The organism is Paenibacillus sp. KN14-4R, assembly GCF_052180255.1.
Classification (GTDB): domain Bacteria; phylum Bacillota; class Bacilli; order Paenibacillales; family NBRC-103111; genus Paenibacillus_AM.
Genome location: NZ_CP197466.1, coordinates 3,137,934 through 3,159,897, shown reverse-complemented (window position 1 = coordinate 3,159,897; position 21,964 = coordinate 3,137,934). Strand labels below are relative to the sequence as shown.

24 protein-coding genes and 1 tRNA gene are annotated in these 21,964 nt (G+C 44.5%); 14 read left to right on the top strand and 11 right to left on the bottom strand.

What is annotated here, in order from left to right; all coding sequences use genetic code 11:
• Nucleotides 1-145: 145 nt before the first annotated feature.
• The 7 genes from ACSBOP_RS15515 to ACSBOP_RS15485 form a co-directional block, all read right to left on the bottom strand.
• On the bottom strand, nt 146-1,168 hold the full coding sequence (locus tag ACSBOP_RS15515) for an alpha/beta hydrolase family protein (protein WP_442601431.1): 1,023 nt from the start codon (nt 1,166-1,168) through the stop codon (nt 146-148).
• Complete coding sequence (locus ACSBOP_RS15510; RefSeq protein WP_442601430.1) at nt 1,152-1,820, bottom strand: GNAT family N-acetyltransferase; 669 nt, start codon at nt 1,818-1,820, stop codon at nt 1,152-1,154. The genes ACSBOP_RS15515 and ACSBOP_RS15510 overlap by 17 nt, the downstream gene beginning before the upstream one ends.
• Nucleotides 1,821-1,853: 33 nt before the next feature.
• Nucleotides 1,854-2,609: a MerR family transcriptional regulator gene (locus tag ACSBOP_RS15505; RefSeq protein WP_442601429.1), complete on the bottom strand. Its 756-nt coding sequence runs from the start codon at nt 2,607-2,609 to the stop codon at nt 1,854-1,856.
• A 176-nt stretch (nt 2,610-2,785) separates the two neighbouring features.
• The gene (locus ACSBOP_RS15500; protein WP_442601428.1) at nt 2,786-3,454 is read right to left on the bottom strand and encodes an O-methyltransferase; all 669 of its coding nucleotides are present in this window, start codon (nt 3,452-3,454) and stop codon (nt 2,786-2,788) included.
• A 27-nt stretch (nt 3,455-3,481) separates the two neighbouring features.
• The gene (locus tag ACSBOP_RS15495) at nt 3,482-3,727 is read right to left on the bottom strand and encodes a hypothetical protein (protein WP_442601427.1); all 246 of its coding nucleotides are present in this window, start codon (nt 3,725-3,727) and stop codon (nt 3,482-3,484) included.
• Nucleotides 3,711-3,899, bottom strand: a complete 189-nt coding sequence (locus ACSBOP_RS15490) for a hypothetical protein (RefSeq protein WP_442601426.1) — start codon at nt 3,897-3,899, stop codon at nt 3,711-3,713. The genes ACSBOP_RS15495 and ACSBOP_RS15490 overlap by 17 nt, the downstream gene beginning before the upstream one ends.
• Before the next feature lie 54 nt (nt 3,900-3,953).
• Nucleotides 3,954-4,757 (bottom strand): aminoglycoside N(3)-acetyltransferase, encoded by an 804-nt coding sequence (locus ACSBOP_RS15485; protein WP_442601425.1) that lies wholly within the window; start codon nt 4,755-4,757, stop codon nt 3,954-3,956.
• A 337-nt stretch (nt 4,758-5,094) separates the two neighbouring features.
• On the opposite strand from ACSBOP_RS15485, the gene ACSBOP_RS15480 reads away from it, so the two are divergent.
• The 3 genes from ACSBOP_RS15480 to ACSBOP_RS15470 all read left to right on the top strand — a co-directional run bounded on the left by ACSBOP_RS15480 (nt 5,095) and on the right by ACSBOP_RS15470 (nt 7,974).
• Entirely contained in the window at nt 5,095-5,892 is a 798-nt protein-coding gene (locus tag ACSBOP_RS15480) for an SDR family NAD(P)-dependent oxidoreductase (protein WP_442601424.1), read from the top strand.
• 304 nt (nt 5,893-6,196) lie between these two features.
• Nucleotides 6,197-6,775 carry a TetR/AcrR family transcriptional regulator gene (locus ACSBOP_RS15475; RefSeq protein ID WP_442601423.1) on the top strand — a complete coding sequence of 193 codons (579 nt, stop codon included), beginning with the start codon at nt 6,197-6,199 and terminating at the stop codon, nt 6,773-6,775.
• Nucleotides 6,772-7,974: an MFS transporter gene (locus ACSBOP_RS15470; protein ID WP_442601422.1), complete on the top strand. Its 1,203-nt coding sequence runs from the start codon at nt 6,772-6,774 to the stop codon at nt 7,972-7,974. Before ACSBOP_RS15475 ends, ACSBOP_RS15470 begins: the two co-directional genes overlap by 4 nt.
• 66 nt (nt 7,975-8,040) lie before the next feature.
• On the opposite strand, the gene ACSBOP_RS15465 is transcribed toward ACSBOP_RS15470, so the two are convergent.
• Complete coding sequence (locus ACSBOP_RS15465) at nt 8,041-8,571, bottom strand: DUF1003 domain-containing protein (protein ID WP_442601421.1); 531 nt, start codon at nt 8,569-8,571, stop codon at nt 8,041-8,043.
• Nucleotides 8,572-9,135: 564 nt separating this feature from the next.
• On the opposite strand from ACSBOP_RS15465, the gene ACSBOP_RS15460 reads away from it, so the two are divergent.
• Genes ACSBOP_RS15460 through ACSBOP_RS15440 form a run of 5 tightly spaced genes read left to right on the top strand, consistent with a single transcriptional unit; the run spans nt 9,136 to nt 17,135 of the window.
• The gene (locus ACSBOP_RS15460; RefSeq protein WP_442601420.1) at nt 9,136-10,569 is read left to right on the top strand and encodes an SWIM zinc finger family protein; all 1,434 of its coding nucleotides are present in this window, start codon (nt 9,136-9,138) and stop codon (nt 10,567-10,569) included.
• A 19-nt stretch (nt 10,570-10,588) separates the two neighbouring features.
• Nucleotides 10,589-12,412 carry a HEAT repeat domain-containing protein gene (locus ACSBOP_RS15455; RefSeq protein WP_442601419.1) on the top strand — a complete coding sequence of 608 codons (1,824 nt, stop codon included), beginning with the start codon at nt 10,589-10,591 and terminating at the stop codon, nt 12,410-12,412.
• Between the two features lie 38 nt (nt 12,413-12,450).
• On the top strand, nt 12,451-13,548 hold the full coding sequence (locus ACSBOP_RS15450) for an ATP-binding protein (protein ID WP_442601418.1): 1,098 nt from the start codon (nt 12,451-12,453) through the stop codon (nt 13,546-13,548).
• A complete protein-coding gene (locus ACSBOP_RS15445; RefSeq protein WP_442601417.1) occupies nt 13,506-15,920 on the top strand; it encodes a DUF5682 family protein in 2,415 nt (804 codons plus the stop codon). The genes ACSBOP_RS15450 and ACSBOP_RS15445 overlap by 43 nt, the downstream gene beginning before the upstream one ends.
• A 3-nt stretch (nt 15,921-15,923) precedes the next feature.
• Entirely contained in the window at nt 15,924-17,135 is a 1,212-nt protein-coding gene (locus ACSBOP_RS15440; RefSeq protein ID WP_442601416.1) for a VWA domain-containing protein, read from the top strand.
• Between the two features lie 98 nt (nt 17,136-17,233).
• On the opposite strand, the gene ACSBOP_RS15435 is transcribed toward ACSBOP_RS15440, so the two are convergent.
• Nucleotides 17,234-17,306: transfer RNA gene (locus ACSBOP_RS15435), tRNA-Ala, on the bottom strand.
• A 110-nt stretch (nt 17,307-17,416) separates the two neighbouring features.
• Between ACSBOP_RS15435 and ACSBOP_RS15430 the strand changes: the two genes are divergently transcribed.
• Together ACSBOP_RS15430 and ACSBOP_RS15425 are read left to right on the top strand one after the other, a co-directional pair.
• Entirely contained in the window at nt 17,417-17,779 is a 363-nt protein-coding gene (locus ACSBOP_RS15430; protein WP_442601415.1) for a hypothetical protein, read from the top strand.
• A gap of 5 nt (nt 17,780-17,784) precedes the next feature.
• Entirely contained in the window at nt 17,785-18,309 is a 525-nt protein-coding gene (locus ACSBOP_RS15425) for a VanZ family protein (RefSeq protein WP_442601414.1), read from the top strand.
• Between the two features lie 39 nt (nt 18,310-18,348).
• Here ACSBOP_RS15425 and ACSBOP_RS15420 read toward each other — a convergent pair whose 3' ends face one another.
• A complete protein-coding gene (locus tag ACSBOP_RS15420) occupies nt 18,349-18,612 on the bottom strand; it encodes a hypothetical protein (RefSeq protein WP_442601413.1) in 264 nt (87 codons plus the stop codon).
• A gap of 160 nt (nt 18,613-18,772) precedes the next feature.
• Here ACSBOP_RS15420 and ACSBOP_RS15415 point away from each other — a divergent pair, with 160 nt between their 5' ends.
• The 3 genes from ACSBOP_RS15415 (at nt 18,773) to ACSBOP_RS15405 (ending at nt 20,103) form a co-directional block, all read left to right on the top strand.
• A complete protein-coding gene (locus ACSBOP_RS15415; RefSeq protein WP_442601412.1) occupies nt 18,773-19,438 on the top strand; it encodes a hypothetical protein in 666 nt (221 codons plus the stop codon).
• A gap of 109 nt (nt 19,439-19,547) precedes the next feature.
• A complete protein-coding gene (locus ACSBOP_RS15410; protein WP_442601411.1) occupies nt 19,548-19,676 on the top strand; it encodes a hypothetical protein in 129 nt (42 codons plus the stop codon).
• 1 nt (nt 19,677) lies between these two features.
• A complete protein-coding gene (locus ACSBOP_RS15405) occupies nt 19,678-20,103 on the top strand; it encodes a DUF86 domain-containing protein (protein ID WP_442601410.1) in 426 nt (141 codons plus the stop codon).
• A gap of 38 nt (nt 20,104-20,141) precedes the next feature.
• Here ACSBOP_RS15405 and ACSBOP_RS15400 read toward each other — a convergent pair whose 3' ends face one another.
• Nucleotides 20,142-20,789, bottom strand: coding sequence for a bifunctional 4-hydroxy-2-oxoglutarate aldolase/2-dehydro-3-deoxy-phosphogluconate aldolase (locus ACSBOP_RS15400; RefSeq protein ID WP_442601409.1), 648 nt, complete (start codon nt 20,787-20,789; stop codon nt 20,142-20,144).
• 98 nt (nt 20,790-20,887) lie between these two features.
• Here ACSBOP_RS15400 and selD point away from each other — a divergent pair, with 98 nt between their 5' ends.
• Entirely contained in the window at nt 20,888-21,964 is a 1,077-nt protein-coding gene (gene selD, locus ACSBOP_RS15395; RefSeq protein WP_442601408.1) for a selenide, water dikinase SelD, read from the top strand.

The following is a 21,964-nucleotide window of genomic DNA, read 5'->3' as shown; positions in this document are numbered from 1 at the left end:
GAATTGGGCAGATCTAATCGGCAAAGCTAAAGATTTACAATTGGCAGCGTTCACACTGGATAGCGATCCTTATGCAGAAGCTTTTTATTTGAAAATGGGGGCTGCGCGCATTGGGGAGATTCGATCTTCGGTGTTCCCTGATCGACTACTTCCTCAAATGCATGTCAAATTGGCCTAGAAAATGTAATAGATCCTTATAGTATTGTTCGTCTACCAATTTTCTTGGAAAAAGAATAGCCGTTAAGAAAGCTCTTAATTCGGAATGAACCATTTCCTTTTTTAACATGGAATGATCAGCTTCGGGCAAGAAAGTCACAGAAAGTAAATCGGTTGGGATTTGCTGTCGATAGATTTGCTCGGTGTCGGCAACATCCACATTGATGTCTTGGCCTCCTAAAACCAGATGGACAGGAGATTTAAAATTTATTAGCTCATTGGTAGCATCAGATTCAAAATTTTTGGTAATGAACCCCCATCTTTCTCTGGAAATTACATCATCAGTATGGGCAACTTGTAAATAATCTTCGTAAGAGGATCGTTTCTTAAGCAAATTTAATATTTGCTCGTTGTAACGCTCTTTTTCTATCATTTCTTGTGTGGACAATCCCTCTTGTTCCATCTGCTTCCGCGTGTTAAATTTACCCTGAGAAATCCAATTAATAGCTGGAGATACGACAATACTGAAGGCGATACTCGGTTCATCTCTAACTATTTTTGGAATTACCCATCCTGCTTGACTCGCTCCCCACAGGCCTATTCTTGTATCATCAACCATCGGTAATGATTTAGCCCAATTTATCACATGTAGGGCTTCCTCAGCACGGTCTTCCATACTTTGCTCTAACCAATTACCAGTTGAGCCATTCATGCCGCGTTTGTTAAGAGACAGAGAAGCGTAGCCTACAGAGGCGAATTTCTCCCATAAAGGCTTATAGCCGTCATTGTAAGTGTCATTAATCGGGCCGTCTCCGTGAATAAAGACGACTAATCCTAGTTTTCTGTCAACATCTTTGGGCAATACTAAAGTTCCAGTTAACACACCTTGTGGAGTTTCAATCTCTATCTTTTTTTCCGTCATATTATAGGAGTTTTGGTATAACACGAATAGTACGATGGCAGTTAGTCCTACACCTAAACTCAGTAGGGCTCGCCTAATTCCTCTTTTCAATCGTTTCACTCCTTGGCTGCAGATGATTTGTCTTCCAGGTCATAAAGTGCCAAACAGGTTCCTGAAAGATAAAACCCCTAAGCAGATTATACCTAGATGATTCAAGGCTAAATGCCATTTTTTCATACAGGTGAATGGCTTGATTGTTCTTCCCTGCGACATAAAGTGATAATTGCTCAAATCCTGAAAGAGCAGCAAAGTGCTGTGCCCAAGACAGAAGCTGCCTCCCGATTCCCTTATTCCGATGGCTGGATTTGATCGCGATATGATCCACATAGCATTCACGAGCTCTCGGCTTGTACGCTAGAAATTGCATTCCTATGATAAATTTGGACACATTGAGGGTGCCAAACTGCTGGCAGAGCTGCTTGTAACGAATGTTACTCGATTCCTTCATGGGTTGTTGTGTTTCCTTCCACTTCAGACAAAGTGTCCCGACAATTTCTCCATTTTCTTTGGCCACGATTTGTTTCACAGATGAAGCTTGTAGATCGTCCGTCCAGATCCCACCTAATAGCTTCACAATTCCGTTATCATTCAGATTGACAAGTGAATGGAATTTACCATGGAATGCATGTACCAAAAGTTCGCGGACTTGCTCATTGTCTTCCTTTTGGTATGGCACGATTTCAATGGGGTTTAGCGTCATCATGTACCTCCTGATCAGACTTTTAAACACGCTCTATTAATGGATTCTAACTTGAATTTCATAGTGAAGCTTGTTCGTGTTGAACATGGATAAATAGGATTTTTCGACCACAATAATGGGCCCAAGGTACGCGTGCCTCATCTCATCTGCATAGCGTTCGAACTGGTGGATCGCTTGCTCGATCTCTTGATCTCCTGTTACCTCAATTTGTTGGTATAAATAGTCACCTTTTTCCAACATAATCTCTGTTGAACCAGCAGCTTCAAAGCACAAGGTAACCTGATGAGTATCGTATAAATAATGGAGATCTGTTTCAAACAAGTGAGACAATGGTGGTTTTACTTCACATAGATTCCGAGCATGAATTTCCTCCTGTATGTCTAATTGCATCCATATCTTCAAATGACGAGTATCTAATTGTTTGATGAGATATCTGTTGTCGTTGCTGCCTCGTTCCTGATGTTCCGTCTGTACTTTGCGAATAAACTGTTTAAGCGCTGTAAGCCTATTTATTTCTGAATCGATCTGCTGTAAGGAATCATCCAGCAGCAGATGATAATCATCTGCGGAGTAGGAGGTCATGCATGATTTAATCTGACTCACAGGGATATTCAGCTTGCGGAGCAGCAGGATATGAGATAACTGATAAATTTCAGTGATACCGTACATCCGGTATTGATTGCTATCGATATAAGCAGGGAAGAGGATTTCTTTTTCTTCAAAATAGCGGATTTGATGTACGGAAACGTTCATCAGTTTGGATAGTTCGCCTATTGTAATGTACCCGTTCAAGGTGCTCTTCCTCTCTTTAAGGATTTCTTAATGTAACTATAAACCCTAGGTCTGACCTAAGGTCAAGTAAAGTTGGGCAGTTCGTAGGAATATTTTTTCCAAGAAAAAAAGTAACTTGACCAGATTCATCAAGTTACTTTGCAAACGATCAATGAAGGCTAATGATCATTCATATGTTAATTCACAATACCGATGACAAACCCGTCATATCCTTTACTGCCGACGGTTTGAATAGCTGTAGCGGAAATGCGGGACTCTTGGGATAACAGTGTATAGAATTCTTTTACCCCATTGACACTCGGATCGACGCTATTCTCATTAATAATTTCACCATTGCGAATGACATTATCCCCGATAATAACTGTACCCGGACGCGAGAAGCGAAGCGCCCATTTCAAATATCCAGGATTGTTAGGTTTATCAGCATCAATAAAGATGAGATCAAATGGTTCCGTTTGCTCAGCATCAAGCTGAGCTAATTGCTCAAGAGCATTTCCGATTCGGAATTCAACCAAATTTTCTAATTGAGCCAAGGAGATGTTCGATTGTGCTACCTTCGCGTGATGCGGATTATGTTCAATCGTAACGAGACTTCCATCTGCAGGTAATGCGCTTGCCATCCAGATGGTACTATAACCACCGAGTGTCCCGATTTCTAGAATACGTTTTGCATTTTTCATGCGGATGAAGAGTTGCAATAACTTGCCTTGGCTAGCAGATACATCTTGTGCGGGAAGCTCTGCTTCTCGATTGTTGGACAAAACCTGCTCTAAAATAGGATCATGGGGGATAAGATGCTCCGTTATATATTGATCAACTAAATTCCAAGTATGAGATGGGTTCATCTTCCTATCTCTCCTTTCGTGATCTTATTATAATTTCGGGATAAGAATAGAAAGGATCATACCAGCTATTGAAATCCAAAATGCGATGGATCTGTATATCCCAGATAGAATGTGATCCTTTTTTTCTAATTCTTCTAAGCGGTCTTGTTGCATTTTTTGTTCTACATTATAAAAAACTTTGCTGACACCTGCTGTAAAGCCACCTTTTATTAAAATTGTAATGAGTAGAAGTGCCGAGGAACCTATGAACAAGTAATTAGAGATTTGATTCAAGTTCTTCACGCTCCCACTCTGGGTTCCATGCCACTTCCCATAAATGACCGTCTGGATCTTGAAAGTGATCGGAATATCTACCCCTGATCACGGTAATAAGTGAATTCATCATTTGTTGCCCTCCAATTAAGTAAGATTGCACATGAATATTATATTCGCCTATCAGGCCCATAAAATCCTCCCATGTGACTTACCGCTGATTTAGATTAGTCTAGCTATAAGTAACTCACCGATGTAGCTTTAACCACTCACTTGCATAGTCTACTGCAGCCTTCATATCAAAAAGGACACAATCCGCATGACCGACTTTTCCTTTTTGCACAACGGAATCTTGCTCAAATTGCGCTCCAATTATAGGGAAATCTTCGTTATCATAACAAAAGTCTGTAAACCACTTCCAGACTCGCTCGCCATTCTCAAACATTGCCGTTCCCATCTTCTTCGTTGGCATATTCTCCAAAGTTGCTTCAGCAAGATGGAAGCTCGTGCAAGAGTCATATCCTACACCTAATAGAATGACTTTGGTGTTGAGATCGTATAACTTGCCAAGAGGTGAATCCATACCAAATTGTGGTGTTAGTGGGTGACTGGAGACGATATGATCGGCATTATTTCCATTTGCACAAAAAGATACTTGTGGGTGCTGCGATCGTACAGTTCCCGGATAAGTTCTGAACATTTCAGCAATACGTCCCATACCCCGTGTTGGGGTAACAGCGCGATCAAAAGCTGGCATTTCACGGTAGATAACCCCCAACCATTCCTCTGGAACAGGTGGATTTTGCCACAGAGCAGGATCGCTCCAATCCGCACTTTGTGCAGGCATGATCAGAGTACCGTCCTCACCAACTGCGTCCAGTAGTGCTTGTACAACAGCTTGTGGGCCTCCGCATACCCAGCCTAAACTGGATAAAGAAGAATGAACAATTAAATGGTCGTTCTCTTGGACTCCGAGGTTATATAGATCCTGGACCATTCCAGTCTTTGTGACAGGCCAACTTGTTTGTTTGATGATGTTCTTCTCAGTCATCGTAATCCTCCATTTATGTATAAGAAAAACTCAGCCTAAATAATAACGCCAAGCATGCTTACATTATTTCATTATTTGGGACGACTAGATAGTCCCCATGGGCTTCCGGCAATGTTTATTATAGCAGGTGCTATCCATTCTTATCTTCTGCTATTGGTTTTATGATTCCTGCTTTGGAAAATGAATGGTTCATTCGTCGGGACTATCAAGCTAGATCCATTTGGAGGAACGACCGAGAGCTTGCAAGATGAAATTACTTTCTTGTCCCAAAATAGCAATCGAGAATAAACCATAATATGGGTTAGGTGTTATGATATAGGAAAAGGAGGTAATGCTAATGCTGCTTAAAAATAAGAATGCTGTGATTTACGGCGGTGGAGGGGCAATCGGTGGTGCGATTGCACTTGCCTTTGCTCGCGAAGGGGCCAATATCTTTCTAGCTGGCCGCACGCATGCCAAACTGGACAAAGTTGCGGGTGAGATTTCTGCCTTAGGAGGAGTCGTTGAAACTGCTCTAGTCGATGCGCTTGATGAGGAGTCGGTCGAGAAGCATGCTGATGAAGTAGCAGCGAAAGCCGGCGGAATTGACATCGTATTGAACGCAGTTGGAGTTTTTCACGTCCAAGGTACGCCTTTGGCGGATCTGTCCCTCAAGGACTTTGAGTACCCGGTAGCTAGTTACATACGGACGAATTACATCACTGCAAAGGCCGCCGCTAGGCATATGAAGAAGAAGGGGACAGGAGTTATTCAGATGCTAACTACGCCAGTGTCACGAATGCCGGGGCCTGGATTCATGGGACACAGTGTCGCTTGTGCGGGAGTAGAAGCTATGACACGCCATCTAGCAGGTGAACTCGGGATAGATGGCATCCGTGTGATCTGCCTCAGATCTCACATGATTCCTGATGTAGCAGCGTTAGACTCCCATAGTCGGGATATTTTCCTCCGTAATGCCGAACTTGCTGGTGTTACGCTGGATGAAATGTTTGCGGGTGCAGCAAGTGGCACATTACTGAAACGGCTCCCGACACTGGCTGAGGTAGCGAACACAGCTGTTTTCATGGCTTCCGAATATGCTGGTGCAATGACAGGGACTGTGGCCAACCTGACTTCCGGATTTATTTTGGATTAGTCGGCTTGATGTAGGCAAGGAAGAGGCTATCTCTTAGGTCTTATAGACTTTTGAGACAGCCTCTTTCTCGATATGGAGCCTAGGGGATCGAACCCCTGACCTCATCACTGCAGCGATGTGCTCTCCCACGCAAGCTAGTTACACGACCCCAAAAATTACTGGTGTAGACCAGAATGAACCTAAAGAATCCATGAGCATTGAATAACATCTCGACCTTAATCACTGAAAGCAATTCACATTTGCATTAAAAAATGAAATTTGATAATATAACTGACGAACGTTCGTTAATATAGAGGTGATTCTATTGAAAAGTAAAGAAATTAAAGACATTGCTTTAAAATTTTTCACAATTCATGGGTATGAAGGAGCATCTCTGTCTCAAATTGCCGAGAATGTCGGTATGAGAAAACAGTCTCTCTATGCTCATTTCAAAGGGAAAGATGATCTATTTTTACAAGTTTTACAAGATGCCAAAGAGGCAGAAATCTCATCGAAACTCAAATATTTGAGTAAAGTGGATACCCAAAATCCCAAAGCAGATTTATTTGGATATCTGCAATTGGTAATTAATTTGTTTCAACAGAGCGAGCAGTTAAAGTTTTGGTTGCGTATGTCCTTTTTTCCACCTCTCCATCTTGCAACAGCGATTAATGAGGAAGTAATCGATACGGAAACAAAGATTCAAACCGTACTAGAAAGTAAATTTCAAGATTGGATTGATGCTAAAGTCATCATGGCAGATGCAGCCTTCATCCCTACACTTGCCTTCTTAGGTGTAGTTGATTCCATCATGTTAGAGCTTGTGTATGGGAATAATGATAAACGTTTAAGTGATAAATTAAATGCCTCATGGATTGTATTTTGGAGAGGTATTTCCACATGAAAAAACCATTGAAAGAACAAAAAACAGTCATACTCATTCTACTTAGTAATATATTCATTGTTTTTCTAGGAGTCGGTCTAATCGTCCCTGTTATGCCAACCTTTATGAATATTATGCATTTATCGGGCCAAACGATGGGTTACCTTATAGCGGCCTTTGCGTTCGCACAATTACTTATGTCTCCCCTGGCAGGACGATGGATTGATACTTATGGCAGAAAAAAAATGATCGTAATCGGTTTATTCCTCTTCAGTGTGTCAGAGGTGATCTTTGGTTTAGGTACACATGTATCCGTTCTGTATGTATCCAGAATTCTAGGTGGCATTAGTGGTGCATTTATTATGCCAGCCGTAACTGCCTTTGTTGCAGATATTACATCAGTAGAGGAAAGACCCAAAGCGATGGGCTATATTTCTGCCGCCATTAGTTTCGGCTTTATTATTGGCCCAGGTATCGGAGGTTTCATTGCTGAGCTGGGTGTGCGTGCCCCATTTTATTTTGCTGCAGGCTTCGCATTAATAACATGTATTTCATCCCTATTTATTTTAAAAGAACCACTAACCAAACAGCAGCTTTTGGAAATCAATCAGCTTAAAAAAGATACCAACTTTGTAAGTGATCTCAAACGATCACTTCATCCACTATACATAATTGCCTTTATTATTGTGTTTGTACTGGCCTTTGGTTTATCAGCATATGAAACTGTATTTAGTCTGTATTCGGATCATAAATTTGGTTTCACTCCACGAGATATTGCTACCATTATTACAGTAAGCTCAATCTTTGGGGTTGTTGTTCAGGTCTTTATGTTTGGTAAAATGGTAGATAAGCTCGGTGAAAAGAAACTCATCCAGATATGCTTAATTGCTGGCGTAGTATTAGCGGTAGTATCCACCATGGTCTCTAGTTATGTAGCCATTTTGCTAATAACTTGCTTCATCTTTCTTGCATTTGACCTGCTACGACCAGCATTAACAACCTATTTATCAAAAACTGCCGAAAAAGAACAAGGATTTATCGCTGGAATGAACTCTACATATACAAGCTTGGGCAATATCGTCGGACCTGCGTTAGGCGGTATATTATTTGATGTAAACATCAACTATCCGTATCTCTTTGCTGCTGTCATTATGTTTATTGGTCTTATAATTACGATGAGGTGGAAAGAAAAACAATCAGCTAGCAGCTTGGTAAAATAATTCTCAATCGGGGCTATGCCCCCCTCTTTGCTTTTTCCTCGGAAACATATCCACCGGCTGCACCCACTAAATGTTTTTTTTGTTTTCTTGAAGTAATTCTTTAATGGCAGCTAACTCATTTCTCACTTCGCATCTAAACTCAGCAAAATTCGCCTCAAGTCTATGCAAATGTCCTTGCATATCATCAATTTCCTGTTCAGCTTTATAATTTATCGCAAAATCAATAATTGTTTCTTTTTTATCTCTTGTAGCTTGTCGGTTTTGACTCATCATAATTATAGGTGCTTGAAATCCAGCTAGAAATGATAACACTAAATTTAATAGAATAAATGGCGGTTCATCAAAATGAATGATTTTAGTAAAGGATAGCGTGTTAAAAACGATCCATACGAGCAAAATCGCAAAAAATATGACGATAAATTTCCAACTGCCACCGAACGAAGCTATTTTATCAGCCAATTTATCAGACCATTTTGTTGACTTTATGTATTCTTCATTTAAATGCTCGTGTATTTGTTCCTCAAATTCAACTACTAATTGATCCACTCTTTTACCATAATCCTTTAAATCTCTTTGATAATTGTTTTGTTCATTCATCTTTTTTCATAACGCCCCCTTCTAATCAATCTCGGCCTTTCTAAAATTATTAACTTATCTTAAGGATATTTTTAATCCAATAATCATTATTAATATTAAGTCTAGATAAAAGAAAGAGCAAACACACTTTTTAGCATGTTTGCTCTAACTCACGCACGCCAATACATCTCGACTATTTATCGTTTCTGACCAACAGTGAACAGCACTCCACATGAGTCGAATATGGGAACATAAAAAAACGACATCTCAGTCGTTTTACTTTAGATATTGGTGAAGTATCCCCCTTTAAAATGTTGGGAGGGAACGCTTTGTGACGAATTTCGTATAGTAAGACGAGTCTCGAAAACGATTCGCTTCTCCAGTCCGAAGTGTTCGTGATTTTGGCGCTGTCGCTTGGTATGCCTGTCGATCAACGGATCCATCGTTATCATGTCATGAATGCAAGGGAACGAACAGGGTGGAAGTATGGCGAAGTGAAAAGAAAGATGAGACTATCGAACAAAAGGATTACGAGGCAGGGCGTGGAATTTTTGAAGAAAGAAAACTTTTTAGGTGAGGGACTCCATGATCAATTTATCGGAAGCGTATGTAGACAGTTTGGCGCATAATAGCGCCGCAATGAAAAACGGCAAAGACTTGTTTAAGAAAAAAAGCTTCATGAAACTTTGCAAGACGGAGGATGGCAAGCTTTTATTCGGAGAGTGCAAAGGGAGCGGGAAAGAACCGTATCGCTGCTCCGTCGACTGGATGACCGAGGGACAGCCGGTGTTTCGCTGCTCATGTCCAAGCCGCCAGTTCCCGTGTAAGCATTTGCTCGGCTTGATGTATGCATATGCAGCAGAAACACCTTTCGAGACAGCCCCGATTCCGGAAGATATTATGGGAAAAAGGGAGAAGGTCGAAAAGCGGGAGCAGAAGAAAAGTGAGGCGACCAGTGAAGAAAAGCCGAAGAAACGGAAGACGAGCAAATCGGCACTGCTGAAAAAAATAGGAGCACAGCTCGAAGGGATTGCTATATTTGAGAAGCTGCTTCATCAAATCGTACAATCCGGATTAGGCAGTCTGGATAAACAAATGTTGAAAATGATTGAAGATCAAGCGAAACAGCTCGGCAATTATTATATACCAGGCATCCAGACGGCAATGCGTGATCTCATTGTGATGCTTCGATCTGATGCGGAACAAGAAACGATCTATGCCAAGGCGACCGCTTATTTGTCCACGCTGCATACGTTAGTCAAGAAAAGCCGCAGCTATTTGCAGCAAAAATTGGACAATCCGGAACAAGCGCCTGAATTGGACTCCACGATTGAGGAATGGATCGGTCATGCCTGGCAGCTGGCGGAGCTGCGCGAATGCGGCAGAGTTCAAAGTGATCGGGACCTTATGCAGCTAAGCTTTAACTCCTATGCGGATGAGGCAAGAGGGGAATACGTCGACGAGTCATTCTGGGCGGATGTGGAATCAGGCACCGTTTATACAGCAAGGACGTACCGTCCGTTCCGTGCCGCGAAGTTTATCAAGGAAGAAGATTCTTACTTTGCAATTGTGAATGCGAATGAGCTTATGATTTACCCGGGCGAGCTGAATTGCAGAATTCGCTGGGAAGGGGCAGTTCCGCGTCCAGTAACAGAGCAAGATTTCCAGGCTGTGAAATCCAAAGCACTTTCCTCCGTTACGGAAGCGGTCAAAATCGTTAAAAATCAAATCAAAAACCCGCTGTCGGATAAACGTCCCGTCCTATTGCTCGCTTATGATCAGCTGATGCACAGCAGCAATGGACCCGTCTTATTGGACGGACAAGGAAAAGAGCTGCAGCTCTCGGATTTAGAATCGGTGGGACAGTCAACAGCTCATATGCTGCCGATGCTTCATCAAGACGTGCTCAAGCAGCAAGCCGCTGTAGTCAGATTTGAGCATGATATGGATAATAACCAGCTGCATGCCCAATTGCTAAGCATCGTCACAGATCAAGGCATCATTCGATTGCTTTATTAAGGAAGAGGAGAAGACATACATGAGTATCGATTTGTTATTTGATTTGAATCGGGAGGTTCGCAGACTGTTCATTGCGGGCAGCGGAATGGCCGCGGGCGATTTTAACTTGAAGAGAATACTGCCTCAGCTGCATAAGCTTGGAGAGTCGGCGGCAGTGTTCAAACGAATCGCGCAAGCGGTGCAGGAAGTATTGGAGTCGAATCGGGAAGATGGCGCGGTTAAGCTGCTGGATTTGGGCACGCTGCTAACTTCTGTGTTATATACGCAAGGAAAAACAGAACCGCAAACGGAACGCCATGCTATAGCGGGAACGCAAATCCAAATTGGCACTGACACTCCTTATCGCAAGCTGCAGCCGCTTATTGAAGCGTTGAACACCAAAGGCTCGGGAAGATGGGAAGTGATCCACCAGGCACATGAGGAGGGACTTTTTAACGATTTCCGTGTCATGTTTTCGGCAGTAGACGCCTTGGATGACGGCTACTCGGAAATTGCTGATTTTATCCATAATCAAGTACTGCTCACTTACGGACCGGAAATATTACCTGTGCTGCACCAGCAATTCAGACAACAAGGTGGCAAGGGAGATGCACGGCGACTGGAGCATATTTATCGTTTGCAGCAGGAAGAAGGTCTTGATCTGTATTTAGCTGCGGCTCAAGAGGGATCTGTCGAGGTTCGTGCGGCTGCGATTAAAATTTTAGGCCATTTTACCGATCAAGAGTCGTTTATTTTGGAGCAGGCGGACGATAAGAAGAAAGAAATTCGAGAGGCGGCTTATTATGCGCTGTCGACTTTGGGCACGGAACAAGCGCTCGATCGGCTGTTTGCAGTGTTGAAGTCGAAAGATCGGGAATTGGCCGTTGAGCCGATTCGCAGGTCCAGCTCTTTTCGTCTTGCGAATCAAGTTATTGCTCATGCGGATGCTGCCTTCGAACGTATTCTTGTTTCACTGGCGCAAGAGAAAACAAAAGTGACGGAGAATGAGACAGACAAGGGGAAAAAGAAAGAAAAGAACAAAGAGCTGGAGAAGGCTGTCGAAGAGCTCCATGTAGATCTGCAAAGCTTGGATGGATTTGAAAGTGAGGAAGTGTATACGCTGCTTACCAAGCTGTTGTCCACACCGGGATTTGTCAATCAGCATACATATTGGCTTCAAAACATGGCGGTCAACATGCTGCAAAATATGCAATATTCGGAGGCACTTCCATTTGTGCTCGATTTGCAAGATAAAAATAAAAAGGCTTTCATCTGCAACAGCCTGTGGGCAGCTTTCAAACTGCTATCGCCAGCGGATGTTTATGAAAGATTCGCGCCGGAATTTGAGGAGCGATCCAGGAAAACAGTTAAGGAACTGCTGGAATATATACCACGCATCATTCCGAACATGGTGCGTCAACTAAATGCCGATCTGGAAGAAGAGCAGCAATGGACGCGAAACTGGGATGCAAGATGGATTGATTTGTTTATGAAAATGAATCAAGATGACTTGGTGTGCAGACTTGTGTACGGCACGGCAACACGTCCGAGTTCGACAGTTATTACTTATTTGATTCATAAATGTAAAAATCAACTTGATCTTTCAAATGACAATACGGCCCAAATGCTCATCACATTACTCAAGTTAGGGCATGAGGAAGCACCTGATCTGGTGATGGAAGCGCTGGAGAATGGAGGAATCAAACGATATTACTATGTACATTCGCATTCGCTGCTATTCCATTTATTCCATATGTTACCAGGTAATTATGCCGATCATTTGGAGCATTTCGCTCAGTCTCCGAAAGGCGAGCGAGTTAAAGAGCAATTACTGGAAATTGTCGAGAAACTTCGAGCTAAGTAAGCAGAAGAAACGGTTGAAGCACAGAAAGGGATGAGCGTATGAGTTCAAATCAAGAGCAAAATGTCGTTAGATTGCCGGCAGAGCGTCTGTATGCCGCAGAAATAGAAGCACTGAAAAGCGTCGATAAAGACAGCAAACCGGCTGGCTGGCAGCTTTCGCCGAAAGCGGTGTTAACTTTCATTACTGGGGGCAAAGCGGGCGATGTCACCATTACACCGAAATATATCGGGAACCGCAGACTTGTTGAAATGGCAATTGCTACATTGCTGACAGACCGTGCGCTGTTGCTAATTGGCGAGCCGGGAACGGCAAAATCATGGCTGTCGGAAAATTTGACGGCGGCCATTCACGGTGATTCTTCGAAAGTGATTCAAGGTACGGCCGGAACTAGCGAAGAGCAAATTCGTTATTCCTGGAATTATGCGATGCTGCTTGCGCAAGGGCCTTCCGAGCAGGCGATTATTAAAAGTCCAATTTATCGCGCGATGGAAACAGGCGGGATTGCCCGATTTGAAGAAATATCGCGTTGCGCTTCCGAAGTGCAAGATGCGCTCATTTCGATTTTGTCTGAAAAAACGATTTCCGTCCCTGAGCTGGGAAGCGAGGTTTCGGCAGCACGCGGCTTCTCTGTCATAGCTACCGCCAATACGCGCGATCGTGGCGTTAACGACATGTCAGCAGCATTGAAGCGCCGTTTCAACATAATTGTGCTGCCTGCACCATCGGATTTGGACACGGAAGTGGACATTGTATGCAAGCGCGTAGCTGAAATTTCAGCGAGTTATGAGCTGAAGGCATCCTTGCCGGATGATGAGGCGGTGCGCAAAGTCGTCACGATTTTCAGAGAGATTCGCAGTGGCATGACACTGGACGGCAAAGAGAAAGTGAAGCCGACGAGCGGGGTTATTTCGACAGCGGAAGCTATTTCCTTGTTAACGGGCAGTATGGCGCTTGCCGGCAGCTTTGGCAGCGGCACCATCAGCGATGAAGATATTGCCGCAGGCTTGCAAGGTGCGATCGTGAAGGATGAGGAGAAGGACAAGCTCGTCTGGAAGGAATATCTGGAAAATGTAATGAAGAAGCGGGGATCGACATGGCGGAGCCTATACAACGTCTGCTCAGAACTGAACGGGTGAGCGAAGAAAACCGAGTGAATGTGTTCGGCATTCGGCATTTATCACCGGCGGGCGCGTACCATCTACGTGCCTTTCTGGAAGAAAAGCAGCCGACGGCTATTTTGGTCGAAGGTCCGAACGATGCGAACGATTATATTGTTCAGCTGACGATGAGCGGAGTCAAACCGCCAGTTGCGCTGCTCGCTTATACGGATGAATTACCGGTTCGCACGCTTATTTACCCTTTTGCAAGCTATTCGCCTGAATACGAGGCGTTCAGGTGGGCGAAGCAGCACGGCATTCATGCGGAATTCATGGACCTGCCGTCGACGATTTCGCTGAGTTTGTATGAGCATCGAAAAGGCGCTATCCGCAAGGCGAAAGCAGAAGAAGAAGAAGAAGAAGTGGAAGCAGAAGTGGTGCAAGGGGCCGAAGGAAAGAATGCGGCGAGTGATCGCGCGAGTTATGTTCAATTGCAAAATAAAATGTATGAACAAATCACCGAGCTTTCGGGCGAACCGGACTATGAAGCGTATTGGGAGCGCTATTTTGAGCATTGTACAAGTAAAGAGGCGTACCGCGAGTCGATCGATCATTACTCGATTCAGACGAGAGCGCTTATGCAAGAAGCTGAGCAGAATCTTGCGCCGGAAGAAGCGGCCTACAACGAAATACGCGAAGCTTACATGAGGAGAAAAATCGAGGAGACGATCCGCTCAGGTCACGCACCTGAAAAAATCGTCGTCGTCACCGGCGCACACCATGCTTCAGCACTGCGCCCTGAATTGCCGTCTATGACCGATCGCGAGCTGGAAGGACTGCCTAAAGTTCGTACGAAAATTACGCTGATGCCTTACTCTTACTATAAGCTTTCAACGTATTCAGGTTATGGAGCCGGCAATCAGGCGCCTGCCTATTACGAACTTTTCTGGACATGCTTGCAGCAAAATGAACTGTGGAAACTTCCGACGATGTATTTATCGAAAGTCGCTGCTTACTTACGTGAGCAGGGGACTTATCGTTCGACTGCTTCGGTCATTGAAGGCGTTCGATTGGCGCAAGCTCTGGCCGTCATGCATGATGGAACTTCGCCGACTTGGCGGGAATTACGCGATGCGGCGATCGTTTTGATGGGGTACGGGGAATTGTCCGTTATTTCAGAAGCTTTGGCCAGAACGGATGTTGGTACAGCTATTGGCAGCTTGCCGGACGGAGTCAGTCAAACGCCTATTCAAGATGACCTTAATCGCGAGCTGAAGCGGCTTAAGCTGGAGAAATATAAATCGACGGTAGCCACAACGCTCGAGCTTGATTTGCGTGAAAATCGCCGTGTCAAAACGGTCGAAGCCGCTTTTATCGATTTGAATCGGTCCGTACTCCTGCATCGACTGGAATTGCTCGGCATCAGCTTTGTAAAAAAACAGCATGTCAGTCAGGCTTCGGCTTCTTGGGCGGAAAATTGGGTGCTGCAATGGTCGCCGGAGGCGGAAATTGAAGCGGTTGAATCGACCTTGAAAGGGGAGACGATTGAGCTTGCAGCCGCGTTCGTTATTCATGAAAAGCTGCAGGCATGCGCCGACATTGCCGAAGCATCTCGAATCATTCGCCTCGCCTGCACAGCTGATTTGCCAAGCTTGATGGAGCAGGCAAGAGGAGTACTGCAGGAGCTTGCTGTTGATTCAGGAAACTTCGAACAAATCGCTTCAGCAGCTTTGGAATTGTCCGTTTTAATTGGATACGGCTCCATCCGCCGAATCGCGACGGATTCGCTCATTCCGCTCCTTGAGCAGCTGTTTCTTCGGGGTTCGCTCCTTCTTGTCGATGTTGCGAACTGCAATGACGAGGCGGCCAAAACGATGGCAAGCGCTATTCAAACGTTCCACAGCATCGCGCAGGAACATTACGAAATCGTCGACGATCAGATTTGGCTGCAGAAGCTGCGCGAATTATCAATGCGTGACGATCGCAATGCGAAACTGTCGGGCCTCGCTTTTGCCATTTTGCTGGAACGAAATGAAGTCGATGAAGCGAGAAGCGCACAGGAAATGTCGCGAAGATTATCACCAGGCATTCCGGCTGATCTTGGAGCAGGATGGTTCGAGGGGCTCGCCATGCGCAACCGGTACGCTTTGTTGTCACGCAGCTTTTTGTGGGAGCAGCTCGATGCTTATATTCAATCGCTTGAGAATGAGCAATTTTATCGCTCGCTCGTCTTTTTGCGCAGAGCCTTCGGGACGTTTGAAGCAAGAGAGAAGGCGAACATCGCTGAGCTCATGGGGGAACTATGGGGGCTTGGCGCCATTGCGACTGGCGAAGCCTTGCAGCGTCCGCTTAGAGAAGAAGAAAAGGAGAAACTCGATGAACTTAATGACTTTGATTTCGGGGACTTATAAGCGATGACGGCGGACAATCGGGAAAAGATGAAAAGGTGGCGCTTGATTCTAGGCGCAGCGACTGAAGAGAAGTTGAAGTCTTTTGACAGCACATTAGCGTGCCTGCTGGATGAGGAAGCACGGATTATGGATGAAGCGCTTGCGGCCATTTATGATGATACACTGTTGATTGACGATTCATCTCGTTCGGGTCAAAAAGGGCAGACAAGAGCTGCGGGTCTCGGTTCTTCTTCTCCAAAGCTTGCGAAATGGCTCGGCGATATTCGGACGTTTTTTCCGCCAGATGTCGTTTCGGTCATTCAAGCTGACGCCATTGAGCGCAAAGGGATGACGCAATTGCTTTTTGAACCGGAGCTGCTGTCGCAAGTAAAGCCGGATGTGCAAATGGTTGCGACCCTGATGTCGCTTAAAGGAAGAATCCCTGAGCAAACGAAAGAAACGGCCAGACAGCTTGTCAAAGCAGTTGTGGATGAAATTATGAAGCGGATGTCTGAAGATCTCCGGCGAGCTGTAACGGGGGCACTCAACCGGAGAAAACATTCCCCCATTCCATCCGTGACGGGACTCGATTGGAATACGACGATTCGCAAAAATTTGAAACATTACGATACGGACCGCAAGCTGCTCATCCCGGAAAAAGTATATTTCTTCGACCGGGCCCGCAAAAGCAAGGAATGGACGGTCATTCTTGACATTGACCAGAGCGGCTCAATGGCAAACTCCGTCATTTACGCTTCCATCGTCGGCTCGATCTTCGCAAGTATGCCTTCGCTCGAAACAAAGGTCGTAGCTTTTGACACCGAGGTAGTCGATTTAAGTGAGCAGTGCGCGAATGACCCGGTTGATATGCTTTTTGGCATCCAGCTTGGCGGCGGGACCGACATTAACAAATCTGTTGCTTACTGTGAGCAATTTATTAAAGAACCGCAGAAGACGCTGTTCATACTCGTCTCTGATCTATATGAGTTCGGAAATCGTTCCGAGTTTCTGCGAAGAATGGATGAGCTTCATCAAGCAGGCGTCAAAGTACTCTGTTTGTTAGCGCTGTCTGATGAAGGTATTCCTTCGTATGACGAGGCGATCGCCAAAAGGCTTGCTTCTTACGGAATCCCATCTTTTGGCTGTTCACCAGACCGGCTGCCTGAACTGATCGAAGGCGCGCTGAAAGGAATGGACTTGGTGCAGCTGAGTGCACGTGTTGGAGAGAAGAAGTAGCCTGACTAACTCAAAAAATTCTTGCTGTAGTATAATTTTTGCACATTAAAAAACCTCTAAACACTCGTAAATCCTTGTGTTTAGAGGTTTTTTACATATGGAGCCTAGGGGGATCGAACCCCTGACCTCATCGCTGCCAGCGATGCGCTCTCCCAGCTGAGCTAAGGCCCCGGAAATCTGTTGACTTTTAATATTTTACACAAAAATGTCATGTTAGACAAGGGATTTTTTTCATGCTAACCTTAGCTTATAAAAATGGTTCGTTCAGGAGTGATTGTGCGGTGTCTAATGATGTATTGTACTGGATTTGGATGGGGATTAACTTTATCGCAACACTCGGTATTGCCATGCTGCTTATGCATCGAACGAAGAAGCTAGGCTTATCTTTTGGCATATCGACTCTCGTCAATATTGCATTTACAGCAGGCTCCATTCTATGGTTGCGTACGGTGGATGATGTACCGTTTGCCGTGAATTTTGGTGTGATCGTGTATGGGATCGCATTCGTGAATGCATTGATTTTTGATTTCTTCATTCTCATGAGCTTGAAAAATAAAGGCAACGGACCGACTCGTCCATCCATGCCGCGATACGATATACGCGAAGAGGATGACTCCGAGCCGATTCGTACCAATAAAGCGTGATTGCTATGACTTTCTATAGAAAATATCGTGTTGTAATTTGGCTTATTCTAACGATCCTATGGATGGGATTCATTTTTTACAAATCGGCGGAGCCTTATAAAGAGCAGGATATGCGGCCGACACTCGCCAAATATATTTCGGAAGAGCGTCTTCATACATGGCTGCCTAAAGTTGAATTTTATTATGATAAAGACTTCATTACGCATAAGCTGCCTTATGACATGCTGGAATTCTTCATCCGTAAGTGTGGACATCTTTCCGAATTTGCGCTGTTAGCTTTTCTATGGATAAAGGTGCTTCGTCCATTATTCAAGTATAGGCATACGATGTTCACGCTGCTCCTATCTGCATTTCTCTCTGTGGCTTATGCTGCTTCGGATGAGTGGCATCAATCTTTTGTCGTAGGTCGTACTGGACATGCGATTGATGTAGCGGTGGATGCTATTGGCGTGGCGGTTGTCGTGTTGATTTACGGTTTAATCTTAGGGATAAAAGGAAGAAATAATCGAAAAAAAGCAGCCATTCTCTAGCGGATGGCTGCTTTTGCATATATTTTGCGAAAATATTTGTTATTTGCGAGCGGCGAATTGGTGGAACTTCTGTTCACGTGATTGCCATAGCGCATTTGTCACAAAAAATCCAACCGTTGCGAAGACGAAGAACCGCATAGCCACATACATGGGGCTAATTTGCCCTCCATTGTTCACAAACTCAAGCACGCTTGTAAGGATGGACGGAATGATCCCCCATGCAAGTATACCGTATGTAAGGAGATATTTATTTCTTCCCCGCGCACGTGTTTTACCCCAGCGTTCGGCTTGTTTTTGATCCATGTTACATTCTCCTATCCGACAATCCATAAATTAATCACTTCTTTTATTATACATGATGTTCGTTCCGCATTTAAGGCAGTTTTCTGAACGTTTCTCCTTAAGACGTATATATAGTAAAATAGAGTTGGAACAAGTGGGAAAGTATGGGGGGTTATACAGGATGTTCAAATTTGCTATATTCGGTCTTCTTTGGTATCTGTTAGGAAATCCGTTCCTAGCTATTATTGTGCTGCTCATACTTGTGTATGTGCTTGATCGCAGGTTTTTCGGATTTATGCCAAGCATCATGCGTCCACTAAAGATCAATAGTCGCATTCGCAAACTGCGTGAAGATTTACGCTCTAATCCGCATTACACATCAGGGAAGGTTGAGCTTGCAAGATTGCTTATTGGAAAAAAGAAATACGAGAAAGCGCACGTACTATTATCTGAGTCCAAGGAACGGATGAGGGATTCTGCAGATGTCCATGCCGATCTGGGGCTGTGTCTGATCAAGCTTGGTTCGTTACAAGAAGGCGAAGGGATGATCAAGCAGGCATTCGAGCTGAATCCACGCGTGCAATATGGTGAGCCATACTTGCGTCTAGCGGAAGCCTATGTCGAAGTGGATCCGCAGAAATCGCTGCAGTTCTTGGATCATTTTCGAAAAATGAATACTTCGTCGTGTGAAGCTTACTATGTGCTAGGTCAGCTTTACCAACGAATGGGGCAGGAAGAGAAGGCGAAGATGGCTTATCGAGAGATTGCCGCGTTGTATCGAGGATTACCAAAGTATTCACGGCGACAGCAGCGTAAATGGGTTATTTTAGCGAAAATGAAGGGTTAAATACGTACGATTATTGAACATGCATTCGATCATCTTGACGCTTATACAGCAGCGGGATAAACTGAGGAATAGGTGATAGAAAATCGGTAAGGTATGAAAGGTGAAGCGAATGAGTGGGGAAAAAACGGTAAGCTGGGAATATGTTTCGCAAGCCATGCTGCTTGTTGTGCTTGTTATTGTCTTTTTTGTCGGCATGTTACTATGGACTAAATGGCAGAAGAAAAAAGGGCGGAAATAATATGTATTTCATTAACGAGGAACAAATTGAAGCAAGATTGCAGTTCATTCCAGAGTTAGTCAAGGCTTGTGAGGAATTAAAGCAAGTGGATATGCAAGCAGGTGTGCGGAATCAACTGGCACAAGAACGCGTTCTGCATCTTGCAATAGAGACGGTGACGGATATTGGGTCCCTGTTAATTGATGGGTTTATCTTACGGGACGCATCGTCATATGAAGACATTGTTGAGATTTTGCGTGGAGAGCAGGCTTTCTCGGATGAGATTGCTCAGCTGTTGATCGAGCTTGTGAAACTTCGTAAACCGCTTGTTCAAGAGTATATGACATGGGATCGCCAAGGTTTGCATCCGATGATGACAAAGTTACCTGAGGCATTGCCTGAATTTGTAACGTCTGTAAGAAGTTTTATACATAAAGAGTTGAATTAAGAAAGTGCCGAAACGAGGGTTTCGGCACTTTTTTTATTTTATTTATTTAAGCAAGCTTGGATGCATGCTGTAAGTTTAAAGGTTTCTTTCGTAACGGAGTCGTAGCGACCATTTGTAATATCTTCTTTATTAAACAAAGATCCGCCAACGCCGAATCCATAGCAACCTGCAGCGAAATAATCTGCAATATTATCGGTCTTTACACCTCCGACAGCGAGCATCGGAATATGGGATAACGGGCCTTGTACATCTTTAAAATAGGTTAGACCTAGCGATCCGGTTGGGAACAGCTTCACTGCTGTTGCGCCCGCTTTCCAAGCTTTCACAACTTCAGTTGGTGTCATTGCACCTGGGTAGATAGGGATGTTGTGCTCAACTGCAAAGCGAATGACTTCCTCGTCTGTATTGGGTGTGACGAAGAATGATGCACCGGCATCTAGGGCTAATTTGGCATCGGCAATATCCAGTACTGTACCTGCTCCAATAAACATTTTATCAGCGTAATTGGCTTGTAATTCTGTAATCATATCGGCTGCGCCAGGTGTATTTAGGGTGACCTCCATGACGGAGATACCACCTGCAAACAGGGCTCCGGCAACGGCGGAAATATGTTGTTGTTCAATGCCTCTAACAATGGCAATAGCTCGACTCTGTTCCAATAATTGTAATCCTTGTTCTCTGTTCATGTTGTTCTCCTTTTCACATATTGGACTTTGTCTTACTAGCTTACTACAATAGAGACAAGATTAAAATGCTGAGAAAATGGGAAGGAATGTGACATGAGATGAACGATCAAGTGAGCGGACAAGCAGTTAAGTTAACATCTTACTCTTCAAAAGGAGGTTGCGGTTGTAAAATCGGACCTGGTGAGCTTTCTAGTGTACTTGCTCAATTGCCTCGAACCGACCGTGATCCGAACTTACTCGTGGGTGTAGAGACGAGTGATGATGCAGGAGTGTATCGCCTAAGCGATGACATGGCGCTTGTGCAGACCGTCGATTTTTTCACACCGATTGTGGACGATCCCTATGAGTTTGGTCAAGTGGCAGCAACGAATGCGCTAAGTGATGTGTATGCAATGGGCGGAAAGCCGCTCACGGTGCTGAACATTGTAGCTTTTCCAATTCATAAACTAGATAAGTCGATTTTAGCTGAAATATTGCGTGGTGCAGGTGATAAAGTACGTGAGGCGGGTGCTACTTTAGTCGGGGGACACTCGATTGATGATAATGAACCGAAGTTCGGACTTGCGGTGACAGGCTTAATTCATCCCGATAAAGTACGTACGAACGCAGGCGCGAAACCGGGGGATCGCCTCATCTTGACGAAGCCAATTGGAGTCGGCATTCTAACAACTGCAATTAAGCGTGACTTGTTAAGTCAGGAAGAAATTGCAAGAGTGACGAAAGTCATGACAACGCTCAATAAGACAGCTGCTGAAGTGATGGCGGATTATGATGTGCATGCTTGTACGGATGTAACAGGTTTTGGACTATTGGGTCATGCATCGGAGATGGCGAAAGGAAGCGGTCTAGGTGTTCGTATTGGCGCTGCGCAAGTGCCTGTGCTACCTCGCGTTCATGAGATTGCAGCTGGTGGTTGTGTTCCGGGTGGTACGAAGAGCAATTATGCACATCTGGAAGCTTCTGTTACCTTTGCACCAAGTATAGATCAAGTGGGTCAATGGGTACTGTGTGATGCAGTAACGAGCGGCGGGTTGTTAATTGCTGCTGGAGCGGAATGTGCGGATGATCTGCTTGCAGCCTTATGCGCAGCAGGTGTTGAAGCGCAAATGATCGGTGAGGTTGTAGATGATCATCAAGGTCATATCAAAGTTGAAGAGTCGATTTCATTCACCTAA